General features: G+C 39.0%; 11 protein-coding genes. 2 read left to right on the plus strand and 9 right to left on the minus strand.

The genetic code is table 11. The features are described from left to right. Nucleotides 1–16: 16 nt before the first annotated feature. From lspA to ribF, 3 genes are read right to left on the minus strand one after another with little or no spacing between them, the layout of a single operon-like run. The gene (lspA, locus tag DK861_RS04195) at nt 17–532 is read right to left on the minus strand and encodes a signal peptidase II (protein WP_109399327.1); all 516 of its coding nucleotides are present in this window, start codon (nt 530–532) and stop codon (nt 17–19) included. 3 nt (nt 533–535) lie between these two features. Beyond that, nucleotides 536–3,346, minus strand: a complete 2,811-nt coding sequence (gene ileS, locus DK861_RS04200) for an isoleucine--tRNA ligase (protein WP_109399328.1) — start codon at nt 3,344–3,346, stop codon at nt 536–538. 29 nt (nt 3,347–3,375) lie between these two features. Further along, nucleotides 3,376–4,317: a bifunctional riboflavin kinase/FAD synthetase gene (ribF, locus tag DK861_RS04205; protein ID WP_072063723.1), complete on the minus strand. Its 942-nt coding sequence runs from the start codon at nt 4,315–4,317 to the stop codon at nt 3,376–3,378. A 430-nt stretch (nt 4,318–4,747) separates the two neighbouring features. Between ribF and rpsT the strand changes: the two genes are divergently transcribed. Continuing rightward, the gene (gene rpsT, locus DK861_RS04215; protein ID WP_004248964.1) at nt 4,748–5,008 is read left to right on the plus strand and encodes a 30S ribosomal protein S20; all 261 of its coding nucleotides are present in this window, start codon (nt 4,748–4,750) and stop codon (nt 5,006–5,008) included. Between the two features lie 74 nt (nt 5,009–5,082). Here rpsT and nhaR read toward each other — a convergent pair whose 3' ends face one another. Together nhaR and nhaA are read right to left on the minus strand one after the other, a co-directional pair. Next, a complete protein-coding gene (gene nhaR / locus DK861_RS04220; RefSeq protein WP_109399329.1) occupies nt 5,083–6,003 on the minus strand; it encodes a transcriptional activator NhaR in 921 nt (306 codons plus the stop codon). 191 nt (nt 6,004–6,194) lie between these two features. Continuing rightward, the gene (nhaA, locus tag DK861_RS04225; protein WP_006535229.1) at nt 6,195–7,373 is read right to left on the minus strand and encodes a Na+/H+ antiporter NhaA; all 1,179 of its coding nucleotides are present in this window, start codon (nt 7,371–7,373) and stop codon (nt 6,195–6,197) included. Nucleotides 7,374–7,814: 441 nt separating this feature from the next. On the opposite strand from nhaA, the gene DK861_RS04230 reads away from it, so the two are divergent. Continuing rightward, nucleotides 7,815–8,660: a DMT family transporter gene (locus DK861_RS04230; protein WP_109399330.1), complete on the plus strand. Its 846-nt coding sequence runs from the start codon at nt 7,815–7,817 to the stop codon at nt 8,658–8,660. 74 nt (nt 8,661–8,734) lie between these two features. Here DK861_RS04230 and dnaJ read toward each other — a convergent pair whose 3' ends face one another. The 4 genes from dnaJ to DK861_RS04250 form a co-directional block, all read right to left on the minus strand. After that, the gene (dnaJ, locus tag DK861_RS04235; protein WP_109399331.1) at nt 8,735–9,874 is read right to left on the minus strand and encodes a molecular chaperone DnaJ; all 1,140 of its coding nucleotides are present in this window, start codon (nt 9,872–9,874) and stop codon (nt 8,735–8,737) included. A 104-nt stretch (nt 9,875–9,978) separates the two neighbouring features. Beyond that, entirely contained in the window at nt 9,979–11,904 is a 1,926-nt protein-coding gene (gene dnaK, locus DK861_RS04240; protein WP_109397101.1) for a molecular chaperone DnaK, read from the minus strand. Nucleotides 11,905–12,385: 481 nt separating this feature from the next. Then, nucleotides 12,386–12,973, minus strand: coding sequence for a molybdopterin adenylyltransferase (gene mog, locus DK861_RS04245; RefSeq protein ID WP_006535239.1), 588 nt, complete (start codon nt 12,971–12,973; stop codon nt 12,386–12,388). A 224-nt stretch (nt 12,974–13,197) separates the two neighbouring features. Continuing rightward, nucleotides 13,198–14,181 carry an SEL1-like repeat protein gene (locus DK861_RS04250; RefSeq protein ID WP_109399332.1) on the minus strand — a complete coding sequence of 328 codons (984 nt, stop codon included), beginning with the start codon at nt 14,179–14,181 and terminating at the stop codon, nt 13,198–13,200. Between the last annotated feature and the right edge of the window lie 116 nt (nt 14,182–14,297).

A 14,297-nucleotide genomic window follows, 5' to 3' on the forward strand; every position in this document is an offset into this window, starting at 1 on the left:
TTAACTTCTTATCTGATTACTTTTGCTGTTTTGTATCTTGTGGACTGACATTTTTATCAGGGAAAAAGCTCTCAATAATAATAAGTCCAGCACCGATACAAATCCCCATATCAGCAATATTAAAGGTAGGCCAATGCCAATCTCCGACATAAACATCAAGAAAGTCGATGACAAACCCATGGATCAGACGATCAGAAAGATTACCCAATGCTCCGCCAATAATGAGCGCATAAGCAACGTTACTTAGTTTGGCACTCGCTTTATTTTTATACATCATTACTAATAAAGTAATGCAGATTGCCAATGCAATCAGTGCAAAAAACCAACGTTGCCATCCCCCTTTATCTGCTAAAAAGCTAAAGGCTGCACCATAGTTATGGGCGTAAGTGAAGTTGAAAAAAGGCATCACAGCAACAGATTCATACAGACGAAATGTCTGCATGAAATACTGTTTCGTTCCTAAATCCAACACCACTACAGCGACGGCTAGCCATAGCCAGCGTAAACCTGTAGAGCAAAGTGTTTTCTTCATTAATTAAGCAAACTTACGTTCTTCACCGTTACCGGCTACGTTAGTAACACAGCGTCCGCATAATTCAGCGTGTTCCGCTACTTGACCGATATCTGTCGCATAATGCCAGCAACGAGGACATTTTTCGCCATCTGCTTTGTTAAAGGCGATTTTTAAACCCGCCATATCAGAAGCTAATGCCGTTTCTGGTGCTTTATTAATATCTACCACTTTCGCTTGAGACGTTAATAAAACAAAACGCAGTTCGTTACCTAACGCATTTAACTTATCGGCTAAAGCTTTATCTGCATACAGTGTTACTGATGCTTCTAAAGAGCCACGCAGTTGTTTATCTGTGCGAGCTTGCTCTAATACTTTGTTGACTTCACCACGAACAGCAAGTAATTCAGCCCAGTAGTCATCATTTAAGGTTTCTGACGCATCTAAGCCAAATAAATCGGTATACCATTCTTCCGTTAAGACATATTTTGCACGTTCACCTGGTAACTCATTCCAGATCTCATCTGCGGTAAACGACATAACGGGCGCCATCCAACGAACTAATGCTTCACAGATATGGAATAACGCAGTTTGGCAACTACGACGAGCAACACTATCGCTTTTCGCAGTGTACTGTCTGTCTTTGATGATATCTAAGTAGAAAGACCCCATTTCCACTGAACAGAACTGCATTAAGCGCTGAATAACATTATGGAAATCGTAATTTTCATAGTGTTTTAGAATATCAGCTTGTGCTGCTTTCGCACGGCCTACAGCCCAACGGTCAAGTGTTACCATCTCTTCTGGCTTAACTTGATGTTTAGCAGGATCAAAACCGTTTAAGTTAGCTAAGAAGAAGCGCGCAGTATTACGAATACGGCGATAAGTATCCGCAGAACGTTTTAAGATTTCATCAGATACGGCAATTTCACCAGTATAATCTGTTGAAGCAACCCATAGACGTAAGATATCAGCACCCAGTTTATCCATCACATCTTGTGGACTTACTGTGTTACCGATAGATTTAGACATTTTACGACCTTGTCCATCTACGGTAAAACCGTGTGTTAACACTTCACGATAAGGCGCTTTACCTTTGATTGCCGTCGAGATCATCAGTGACGACATAAACCAACCACGATGTTGGTCAGAGCCTTCTAAATACATATCAGCTGAATTGCCATGGTATTCTGGGCGAGCATCAACAACTGTTGAGTGTGTTGATCCTGAATCAAACCATACGTCCAGTGTATCTGGCGTTTTCATGTAATCGTCAGCGTCATCACCCAACACTTCACGGATATCTAAATCCCACCACGCTTGAATGCCACTCACTTCAACACGTTTTGCCACTTCTTCCATCAACTCTAAAGTACGTGGATGTGGCTCTTGTGTCTCTTTATGAACAAACAGAGACATTGGCGTACCCCAAGTACGTTGACGAGAAATACACCAATCAGGACGGTTTTCAACCATTGATTCAATACGTGCTTGACCCCAATCAGGGATCCATTTAACACTTTTGATCTCTTTTAATGATTGCTGACGTAAACCGTTTTTATCCATGCCAATAAACCATTGCGGTGTAGCACGGAAAATAACCGGCGTTTTATGTCTCCAACAGCAAGGATAACTGTGCTGCAACGCTTCGTGATGTAACAGAGCGCCTTTTTCTTTTAGCAATTCAACGATGACATCATTCGCTTTAAAAACAAAAACGCCATCTAATGTTGGATAAGTACCGGTTAAGTAACAACCATTTGGGCCAACTGGATTTGCGACTTCTAAACCGTATTTTTGACCAATAACGAAGTCATCAGGGCCGTGGCCTGGTGCAGTATGAACAGCACCTGTACCCGCCTCTAAAGTAACGTGATCACCTAAAATTGCAGGTACATCAAAGCCCATAAATGGATGATTAAATCGCAATAGCTCTAAATCAGCACCTTTACATTCGCCTAAAACAGTCCAGCTTGTTACGCCAATACGCTTCATTACACCTTCAACAAGGTCGGAGGCTAAAATCACACACTCGTCGTCAAAAGAGACTAAGGCATAATTAAATTCTGCATTTAAGGCGATAGCACGGTTAGCGGGTAACGTCCAAGGCGTTGTTGTCCAGATAACCAAAGAAATAGGCTTATCTGTTGTTGCATGGAATTTTGCAGCAACTGCGTTTGGATCAACGGCAGTGAAACGCACATCAATCGAAGGTGAAGTTTTATCGTAATATTCAACTTCGGCTTCTGCCAGTGATGAACCACATGCAGTACACCAGTGAACAGGTTTAGCCCCTTTTAACAGGTGACCATTTGCGATAATGCGCGCTAACGCACGGATAGTATTCGCTTCCGTTTTGTAGTCCATTGTAAGATAAGGCTTTTCCCAATCTCCTAGAACACCTAAACGAATAAAATCTTTTTTCTGTGCTTCAATTTGCTCGTAAGCGTATTTACGGCATTCCTCGCGGAATTGCGCTGCAGATATTTTCTCTCCTGGTTTACCTACGATTTGTTCAACTTTTAGTTCAATAGGTAATCCGTGACAATCCCATCCTGGAATATACGGAGAATCAAAGCCTGACAGCCCTTTGGATTTAATAATAATATCTTTGAGAATTTTGTTTACTGAGTGACCAATATGAATATTGCCGTTAGCGTATGGAGGGCCATCGTGCAAAATAAATGTTTTCTTACCACTTTTAGCCTGACGAATTGCTTGATACAAACCTTCTTTGTACCAACGTGATAACATCTCTGGCTCGCGCTTTGCTAAATCCCCGCGCATAGGGAACCCTGTTTCTGGTAAGTTCAGGGTATTTTTATAGTCACTCATTCGATTCTCAGTTCCAATTTTCCGCTAGTTTATGACTCCGACCGCTGCGATAAAAAATCCCTAGCAGTAGCCACATCATCTGCGATTTGCTGCTTTAATGCATCCAGTGATGCAAATCGCTGTTCATTACGTAATTTCTTTCGTAACACAACATCAATACGACGTCCATATAAATCCATATTAACGTCGATTAAATGAACTTCTAATTGTACGCCCTTCCCTTTTACAGTAGGACGACTTCCGATATTTGCCACACCAGGTAAAGGTGATTGATTATCTGATAAATAGACATCAACGGCATAAACGCCTTTAACGGGTGCAACTAAGCGTTTCATAGGAATATTGGCTGTCGGAAAACCAATGGTTCTACCCAATTCATTACCATGAACAACACGTCCACAGACACTATAAGGATGACCTAGTAGTGATTCAGCAAGAACTAAATCATCATTGAGTAACGCTTCTCTTACCGCAGTGCTACTGATACGTAATCCTTTATCGCAATAACTTTCTGTACTTGCGACTTCAAATCCATACCTTTCACCAGCTTGTTGTAAGAAGTGAAAATCACCTTCACGGTTTTTGCCAAAGCGAAAGTCATCGCCAATAGCAAGAAATTTCACCCCTAACTTATTCACCAATAGTGATGAAACAAATTCCTCTGGGGTTTGTGCCGCAAATTGTTTATCAAATTTGACACACAAAAGGTAGTCAATACCGCATTCAGCCAAATACTTTATCTTATCTCGTAAACGAGTCAGACGTGCTGGTGCTTTTTCTGGTAAAAAAAACTCAAGCGGTTGAGGCTCAAATGTCATCACAACCGTGGGTAACCCTCGCTGTGAGGCTTCTTGCTTCAAGTGTTTCAATAATGCCTGATGGCCTCGATGGACACCATCAAAATTCCCAATTGTCAGAACGCAACCATGATGTAGCGCTCTAATATTCTGTATACCGCGAATTAGCTCCATAACTGGCTCAATACCGTGGAAATTATTGGATTATACCTTGTCAAAGGCTTGAGAGTAACCCAATATATCAATGTTTATTGATGAGTAATATCTCGACAAGTCGATTCACTATTATTCTTAAATGTGACTACTCACATTAAACAAAAATGGACTATCACTCACTTCTTGGTTATAAAATCGCATAAAATCAACCGTAGATCCTATTAGAATCTATTATTTATTACTCATATACACGATTTTGATGATTTTTTCACTCAAAAGACTGTATTCTACCCGTCTTAACTGATAAAATCTTGCGCCATCACAACGAAACAAGTGTCGCGTACAACGACGCTAATTTTGTATAAATCCATTGACAAACTTAGGTTGAAAAGGCATATTCCTTCACCTTTGTATTTGTCCTCGCTAGAATATATTTGGGAGTTGGAACTTGGCTAATATCAAATCAGCTAAGAAACGTGCGGTTCAGTCTGAAAAGCGTCGTCAGCACAACGCAAGCCGTCGTTCTATGATGCGTACTTACATTAAAAAAGTATACGCAGCAGTTGCTTCAGGTGATAAAGAAGCAGCACAAAAAGCATTTAATGACATGCAACCAATTGTTGACCGTCAGGCAACTAAAGGCTTAATTCACAAGAATAAAGCTGCACGTCATAAAGCTAATCTGCAAGCACAAATCAAAGCAATGTAATATTGCTTTCTTGTGTTATAAAAAAACCGGCTCATGCCGGTTTTTTTGTTTTCTACTTTTTCACCGCAACCCATTTATGGATTTGCAACTCGCTTTTTATCTCCATTAAAAAGTTCTGAGAAATCAGTATTACAAACACGTTGAACCGCGGGATGTTGGATCATTCGCTCTGCAAAAATTGCGTAGTACTCTTCTTTTACCGTATCAAGCATCCCAATTTCTTCAATATTACTATGAGCAAAAGTTTCATCGGTATACAGCGAAGGCGCTACAAAGATAGCATTATAATTTAAGCCGAATGCTTTCATTAATGCCGCATCATCAAACTCACCCAATATTTCCACTTGAAGGTTTTTATTACGTATCCATGTTAATAAATGACGACCTAGCATATATCGACGTCCCGGAATGAGGAGTTTTCGCTCTTCTAAGCATTCAGGAAACGGTTTTTCGGGAAGAGGGTGGCTACAAAAAAAACTCATATTACATTCGCCAAGTTTTACAGAGAACAGACCTTCTTGTTGCGACGAATCCACAGGACAATCGGATAAGATCATATCCAGTTTATGCTGACTTAATTGCTCTAATAACAGTTCATGAGTAGATTCAAAACAACGCAGATGGATTTGCTCATTATCAATTACAGCCGTTTCTAATACGCGACTGACTAATTGTTTTGATAATGCATCCGCAACACCGACATCAAACAGTAAATTCGATTCGCGACTGTAGTTGACGATATCCAGCATTTCTTGGCTGAGCATAAACATTTTATCGGCATAACGAAAAATGAGCTGACCCAATTCTGAAGGAACAACCCCCCTTCCTTGGCGTTTAAATAACTTGCCACCCAATCTTTCTTCTAATGCTTTAATTTGCCCTGTAATTGTCTGAGGTGTCAGATACAACGCTTGCGCCGCACCGACAACAGAGCCTTCTTTACACACATGCCAAAAATAATAAAGATGATTAAAATTGAGATGTGACACCCGCATAGTTATCTTCCTTTCAACTTCTGTGTTTCAAACACAGACTATGTAATAACGCATTAGTTTGCGATTGGCTTTCCTTGCATCCAATCCTCATAAAAACACCTACGGCACAATACACTGTATTGCACCGTAGGTTTAAATATTATAGCTCGGTATTTATTGTGTTGAGAAACTCAAATCCGTAATAAGTTTCCTTATATTGATTTCGTTTTTAACTTCGGTAAAACAGAACGAAGTAACAAATATCCCACAACAGCGGCTACTGTTGAACCCACTAAAATACCAAGCTTAGAGTAGGTATTATAAGCTTCATCCGCGCCATCAAATGCTAATCCAGCAATAAAGATAGACATAGTAAAACCGATACCACATAGCACAGATACTGCAAATATTTGTTTAAGGTTAATCGCATCTGGTAATTTTGCAATGCCTAGTTTTACCGAAACCCAACTAAAGAGGAAAATTCCAATCGGCTTACCTAAAAATAGACCTAACGCAATACCCAACGGTAAAGCTGATAATATGCCATCAAAGGTTACGCCATTTAAAGAAACCCCTGCGTTACTAAATGCAAATAGCGGTAAAATAAAATAGGCAACCCAAGGATGTAATACATGCTCTAATTCTTCAGAAGGAGAATCACCTTCTTTATTTCTTAACGGGATGAGAAATCCAACAATCACACCAGCAATCGTTGCATGAATACCTGATTTTAAAATACACACCCACAAGATGAACCCAAGAATTAAATAAGCAGCCGTATTACCCACTTTACGCCAGTTCATTATGCCCAGAGTAATCACTATCAAACCAGCCAAAGCGAGAGGAATTAGCGCAATACTCTTTGAATAAAAGAGCGCAATAATCACAATAACGCCTAAGTCATCAATGATAGCTAATGCTAATAAGAATACTTTTAACTCAACAGGGACACGCTTGCCAAGTAACGCCATAACACCTAAAGCAAAAGCAATATCTGTTGCTGCTGGAATTGCCCATCCTTGCTGTCCAATGGCATCAGTATGATTAAACATCAAATAAACCAATGCCGGTGCTAACATTCCCCCCATTGCAGCTATTGCTGGGAAAATGGCTCTATCACGTTGAGCCAAAGAACCTTCTTTTAATTCGCGTTTAACTTCCAGTCCTACCACTAAGAAAAAGATCGCCATTAATGCATCATTTACCCAAAGCAATAATGGCTTATCAAGTTCGAACGCGCCGAATTTGATCATAATAGGAATAGATAAAAACTCATTATACAAAGCACTTAGAGGTGTATTCGCCATAATCAATGCGATAATAGCAGCAATAATCAGAAGAATACCGCCTGACGCCTCTAATCTCAAAAATTGTCTAATAATTGCCGTCATAATATTAACCTCGAAATCACTAATCTTGTTAATAATATGCTAATTATGAATTCGTAAAAAACAGATTATTTATGGATAATAACTCGAATTATTCGAACTGAAAAAGAAATAGTAAGAAAAATAAGATGAATAGTATCAATTCATCAACATAATTTTTCAATAAAACAAAAACAACAAGAATTAAGAATACTAAAAATAAGACATTGAATATAAATGACATTTTTTGTAATTAAGTAAAAACAAGTATCTTTTTTGATAAATCATACCAATTGATAAAATAGATCAAACATATCAATTTTTATTACTGAATAAAGAAAACTTCTATTCTTCACCTTTGAACCAGCTCAGAAGATAAAAAGAAGTAGTCGCATATTTACTGTTTGACTATTGTGCTATTGTTTTATTAAAAATTACCCTTTTTTTATTAAGGTTTCTATCAATATGTCGATTACTGTTTTTATTGCTGTTTTATTTGCTGCTATCTTTCATGCATGTTGGAATGCATTAGTTAAAGTAGGCAATGATCGATTTCTAGGGATCTCGCTACTGACTTTTTTTTCTGGTGTTGTAACATTACCCGCCCTATTTTGGGTTGGACTCCCTGATGTTGGTGCATGGAAATGGCTTGCTCTTTCTGTTTTATTTCATGTGGGTTACACACTCTCTTTAAGCCGTTGTTATACCTTGGCTGATTTTAATCAGGTCTATCCTATCTCTCGAGGTAGTGCGCCATTAATGACCGCTTTTCTTGGATTTTTTCTCTTTCATGAAACACTACCAATCGCTGGCTTACTAGGCATTTTACTTATCATTTTGGGTATTATCCTTATCTCACGCAGTAGGAAAATAGCTGCATTTAACTTACGTAAAGATGCACTCTTTTTTGCTCTGCTGACCGCATTATTTACCGCAAGTTATACTTTATCTGATGGGAATGGCTCTCGTGTAGGTGAAACACCATTTGCTTATATTTTATGGCTCTTCTTTTTAAATGGCATCGCAATGTATTTACTTGCTTGGCTCCGTTATCGCCAGCATTTAAAAACCAAAATAAAGGATTATTGGAAACCCGCATTTTTAGGTGGGCTTATGCAATTGGTAAGCTATGGAATTGTGATATGGGCAATGAGTCATGCATCTATCGTACTTGTGGCTGCTTTAAGAGAAACCAGTGTATTATTTGCCATGATCTTATCTGTCTATCTGTTAAAAGAGCAATTTAACCGTAAACAACTATTGGCGTGTTTAGTGATTTTAGCGGGTATTGTTGCTATCAAAATGGGATAATATTAAACATCATTAAATAAAAAGGCCTGATGATAGGATTTATCATCAGACCTTTTTGAAGGTGATAGGAAAAATTATTTGGTTAAATCATCAAAGAATTTTTTCACACCATCTAAGAAACTTTTAGAACGAGGGGTATTTTTTTCACCACTCTTTCCGCCGAATGATTCACCCAATTGTTGTATTAACTCTTTTTGTTTCTCATTGAGTTTAACAGGTGTTTCAACCACAACACGGCACATCAAATCACCAATACTACTACTACGTACTGATTTAACACCTTTACCTTTCATGCGGAACATTTTACCAGTTTGTGTTTCTGCTGGAATTTTAAGTTTCACACGGCCATCAAGTGTTGGGACTTCAATCTCACCACCTAAAGCAGCAATGGCGAAGTTAATAGGGACTTCACAGTAAAGATTATTGCCATCACGTTCAAAAATATGATGTTGGCGAACATGAACCTGTACGTATAAATCACCTGCAGGTGCACCGTTTTCACCAGCTTCACCTTCACCACTTAAGCGAATACGGTCGCCAGTATCAACACCGGCCGGAATTTTGACAGACAGTGTTTTAGAGCGTTCGACACGACCATCACCATGACATTTAGAGCAAGGCTCTTTAATCACTTTACCGCGACCATGACAAGTTGGGCATGCTTGCTGTACAGTGAAGAAACCTTGACGTAAATGAACCTGACCAGCGCCATGACAAGTAGAACAGGTTTCTGCTGATGTACCTTCTTTAGCACCGCTACCATGACATTTGTCACATGTTTCTAGTGTAGGTATACGAATTTCTTTAGTAACACCACGAACCGCTTCTTCAAGGGTTAGATCCATGTTGTATTGTAAGTCAGAACCACGCGCTGCGCGTTGTTGACGGCGACCACCACCAAAAATATCGCCAAATACATCGCCAAAGATGTCACCGAAGTCAGCTCCGCCACCGAAGCCACCGCCGCCTTGCCCACCAAATCCACCTTGTTCAAATGCAGCATGACCATATTGATCATAAGCAGCACGCTTTTGAGCATCACTTAAGATCTCATAGGCTTCTTTGATTTCTTTAAATTTTATTTCTGACTCTTTATCACCTTGATTTCGGTCTGGGTGATATTTCATTGCTAAACGCTTATATGCACGTTTAATTTCTTTTTCATCGGCGTTTTTGCTTAAACCGAGAACTTCGTAAAAATCTCTTTTTGCCATTCTAGATTACCCTTGACATAAGCACACGGGCGTTGAGTTTCCTCGACGCCCGTGTTCGGTATCAGTAACTATTCACAGTGAGTTACCGTGGCCCGTTAAGGGCATTATTTCTTGTCTTTGCCGTCAACTTCTTCAAATTCTGCATCGACAACATCATCATCTTTCTTCGCACTTGCATCCGCATCTGCGGCATTACCTGCTGCGCCTGCTTGAGCTTGTTGTTGTGCGATTTCTAGCAGTTTTTCAGAAGCTTCAACTAATGCTTTAATTTTTGCTTCAATAGCGTCTTTATCTTCGCCTTTAGAAGCAATTTCTAGCTCGCTTACCGCTTTTTCGATAGCTTCTTTATCATTCGCTGGTAATTTATCACCCGCTTCTTCAATTTGTTTACGTGTACCGTGAACTAATTGGTCTGCTTGGTTACGAGTCTGTACTAATTCTTCAAACTTACGGTCAGCTTCTGCGTTTGCTTCTGCATCACGAACCATTTTTTGGATTTCATCTTCATTTAAACCAGAAGATGCTTTGATTGTGATGTTTTGCTCACGACCACTATTTTTATCTTTCGCTGATACATGCAAGATACCATCAGCATCGATATCAAAAGTCACTTCGATTTGTGGCATACCGCGTGGCGCAGCCTGAATACCATCTAAGTTAAATTGACCCAGTGATTTGTTATCACTAGCACGTTTACGTTCACCTTGTAATACGTGAATAGTTACAGCAGATTGGTTATCTTCTGCGGTAGAGAACACTTGGCTATGTTTAGTTGGGATTGTGGTATTTTTCGCAATCAGGGAAGTCATTACACCACCCATTGTTTCGATACCTAAAGACAGTGGAGTTACGTCAAGTAACAGAACGTCTTTAACATCACCCGCTAATACACCGCCTTGAACAGCAGCACCCATTGCAACCGCTTCATCAGGGTTAACGTCTTTACGTGGCTCTTTACCAAAGAAATCAGCAACAGTTTTCTGAACCATTGGCATACGAGTTTGACCGCCAACCAGAATAACGTCGTTAACTTCACTTACTTTCAGGCCAGCATCTTCTAATGCTACACGTACTGGTTCCATTGAACGTTTAACTAAATCTTCAACTAAAGATTCTAGTTTTGCACGAGTTACTTTGATATTTAAGTGTTTAGGGCCTGTTGCATCCGCTGTGACATATGGCAAGTTAACATCTGTTTGTTGTGCAGAAGATAATTCGATTTTCGCTTTTTCTGCTGCTTCTTTCAGACGTTGCATTGCTAATGGATCATTGCGCAGATCAATGCCTTGTTCTTTCTTAAATTCATCAACTAAGTAGTTTATTAAACGGCTATCGAAGTCTTCACCACCTAAGTGGGTATCACCATTGGTTGACAGAACCTCATAGGTTTTTTCGCCATCAACTTCATCGATTTCGATGATAGAGATATCGAATGTACCACCACCTAAGTCATAAACTGCGATAGTACGGTTACCCACTTCACGATCTAAGCCATAAGCCAGAGCAGCCGCTGTTGGTTCGTTAATAATACGTTTAACTTCAAGACCTGCGATACGGCCCGCATCTTTAGTTGCTTGACGTTGAGCATCGTTAAAGTAAGCAGGAACGGTAATTACTGCCTCAGTAACTGCTTCACCTAAATAGTCTTCTGCTGTTTTCTTCATTTTTTTCAGGACTTCAGCAGAAACTTGTGGTGGAGCCATTTTTTCGTTACGCGCTTCAATCCAAGCATCACCGTTATCAGCTTTTACGATTTTGTAAGGCATGATAGCAACGTCACGCTGAACTTCAGCATCTTCAAAACGACGACCAATTAAACGCTTGATGGCAAATAAAGTATTTTGTGGATTAGTGACAGCCTGACGTTTTGCAGGTTGACCAACTAAGATTTCACCATCTTGTGCATAAGCAACGATTGAAGGCGTTGTGCGATCACCTTCAGCGTTTTCAATAACCCGGGCATTTTTGCCGTCCATTACAGCAACACAAGAGTTAGTTGTACCCAGGTCAATACCAATAATTTTACCCATTTAAACGCCTCCAAAGAGAATTCTTTATCAATTTGACTACCAATCTATATGCGGATGAATATTCATTTTTCAAGTCACAAATTAATAGACTTAACAACATCATCTCAAAGCGGATATAAAATCAACGCAACTCAATAGTGGTAATTGCAGTTGAAAAGAAGATGGGGTCATAAATACATTCATCAAGGGGAATTATGAAAAAAAATGCAAAAAATGCGAAAAATTTGTGTTTGATAATAAGGAGGGAATTAAAAATTATTATTTTTCAATAGGTTATATTAAATGCAAATAATACTATGACTTATCTGAAATTATTTTTAAGATCAGCCTTTAAAAAGGCTTGTAATTATTTGAAAAACAAGGTTTTTCAACTTCAACAATAAAAATATCAAATAAATATAAGGTTACTTTTGTGTTATTCCAACTTAGCTAGCACGTTTCCTAGTCAGAAGTTGACGACAAAAATAACCTCTTAAATTATTTACGCTGAAGTAGAACGGCGGGCTGATTTAGGCCTAAACGCAGCAACTATAGCTTCATTAGTTTCGACATAAGGGCCATCAAGCAATTGAATACAGTACGGCACACTGGCAAAAATACCGCTAACAATCACATTACCCTCGTTATCTTTTAATCCTTCTAACGTTTCTGCAATGGCTTTAGGTTGGCCTGGTAGATTTAGAATTAACGCTTGATTACGGATAACACCAACTTGGCGAGATAAAATAGCGGTAGGTACAAACTTCAAACTAATTTGACGCATCTGCTCACCAAAACCTGGCATTTCTCTATCGGCAATTGCTAATGTGGCATCAGGCGTAACATCACGGCGAGCAGGTCCCGTTCCCCCTGTTGTTAACACTAAATGACAACCAGCTTCATCAACTAGCTCACACAATGTTTGCTCAATCATAAGTTGTTCATCAGGAATTAAGCGGGATTCGATATGAAAAGGCGTTATTAATGCAGCTTTTAGCCAAGCTTCTAAAGCGGGTAAGCCTTTATCTTCATAAATCCCACTGGATGCGCGATCAGAAACAGAAACTAACCCTATGCGTAATTCGTTCATATCAAACCTCAATTAATCAATCACCGTCTAACTTGCGCGCAGATATTACCATGAGAACACAAGAGTATTAAAAAGAATCTCAATATATTACTGATATTTAATATTTGATTATTGAGAATAAATAATAAAGAAATGATAACAATCTATTTTTATTCGGCTTTAACTAAAATAAAAAAGGGAGCATAAGCTCCCTCTCTTTCATCTTGAATAATATTAATTATATATTACTCATCAATATATTTAGCAATATAAGAAGCTGCTAATTTTTTCGCTTCAGCTAATTGTGCTGCATTTAATGCACGAGCAGTACGTTTTAGCATAGCTTCATCACCATCACCATTTTCAACAGCAACAGCGAACCATGCGTAAGCTTCTTTCAAATCACGTTTAACGCCTTTACCGTAGTAATAGTTTAAAGCTAGATTGTTTTGTGCCAAACCATTACCTTGAATAGCTGATTTTCTATACCATTCAACCGCTTTACGTGCATCTTTAGCAACACCGTCGCCTTCATCGTACATTACGCCTAAGTTATTTTGCGCATCACGATTACCTTGATTTGCTGCTTTGGTATACCAGAAAACAGCTTTAGTGCCGTTACGCTCTACACCTTCACCGTCATCATAAGAGACAGCAAGATTATATTGCGCATCAGAGTGGCCTTGCTCTGCTGCTTTTGTATACCAGACAACCGCTTTTTCATGATCTTGCGCTACACCGATACCTTCATCATAAGAGATACCGAGATTGTATTGTGCATCACTATCACCTTGCTCACCGGCTTTAGTATACCAATACACGGCTTTCTCGTGGTCTTGTTCTACACCATCACCATCATCGTAAGAAACAGCAAGATTATATTGGGCTAAAGAGACACCTTGAACAGCCGCTTTGTTATACCAATAGACTGCTTTTTCTGCATCACGATCAATATCATCACTCATGTCATACATAAGTGCTAAATTTAACTGTGCTTCAGCGTGACCTTGCTCAGCAGCTTTGATATACCATTCCAGCGCTTTTTGTGCATCTTGTTCAACACCTTCTCCGTTCTCATATTTTACGCCCAATTGATACTGGGATGCAGCGTTTCCACCTTCAGCACTTTTTTCAATTGCAGGTAAAGAGAAAGCGGTTTTGCTCTCTGCCATTGCAGCGCTACCGAAAAATAACGATGCAAGTACCGTTGCCAAGACAATCTTTTTCATAATTCACCAATAATAAATAGAGTATTTTAATAATATATTTTTATAATTATTACTGGATAAATAATATATTCCAATCAATTTAATCTGAAAACTGATTTAAGTATTATTTTTAATCG

Source organism: Proteus sp. TJ1640 (genome assembly GCF_003144445.1).
In the GTDB taxonomy this organism is placed as follows: domain Bacteria; phylum Pseudomonadota; class Gammaproteobacteria; order Enterobacterales; family Enterobacteriaceae; genus Proteus; species Proteus penneri.

What these genes read in the sequence shown, in the direction of transcription:
- DK861_RS04250 (WP_109399332.1), bottom strand. Translation starts at nt 14,181, where the DNA reads ATGAAAAAGATTGTCTTGGCAACGGTACTTGCATCGTTATTTTTCGGT.
- mog (WP_006535239.1), bottom strand. Translation starts at nt 12,973, where the DNA reads ATGAACGAATTACGCATAGGGTTAGTTTCTGTTTCTGATCGCGCATCC.
- nhaR (WP_109399329.1), bottom strand. Translation starts at nt 6,003, where the DNA reads ATGCGGGTGTCACATCTCAATTTTAATCATCTTTATTATTTTTGGCAT.
- lspA (WP_109399327.1), bottom strand. Translation starts at nt 532, where the DNA reads ATGAAGAAAACACTTTGCTCTACAGGTTTACGCTGGCTATGGCTAGCC.
- dnaK (WP_109397101.1), bottom strand. Translation starts at nt 11,904, where the DNA reads ATGGGTAAAATTATTGGTATTGACCTGGGTACAACTAACTCTTGTGTT.
- ribF (WP_072063723.1), bottom strand. Translation starts at nt 4,317, where the DNA reads ATGGAGCTAATTCGCGGTATACAGAATATTAGAGCGCTACATCATGGT.
- ileS (WP_109399328.1), bottom strand. Translation starts at nt 3,346, where the DNA reads ATGAGTGACTATAAAAATACCCTGAACTTACCAGAAACAGGGTTCCCT.
- nhaA (WP_006535229.1), bottom strand. Translation starts at nt 7,373, where the DNA reads ATGACGGCAATTATTAGACAATTTTTGAGATTAGAGGCGTCAGGCGGT.
- dnaJ (WP_109399331.1), bottom strand. Translation starts at nt 9,874, where the DNA reads ATGGCAAAAAGAGATTTTTACGAAGTTCTCGGTTTAAGCAAAAACGCC.
- DK861_RS04230 (WP_109399330.1), top strand. Translation starts at nt 7,815, where the DNA reads ATGTCGATTACTGTTTTTATTGCTGTTTTATTTGCTGCTATCTTTCAT.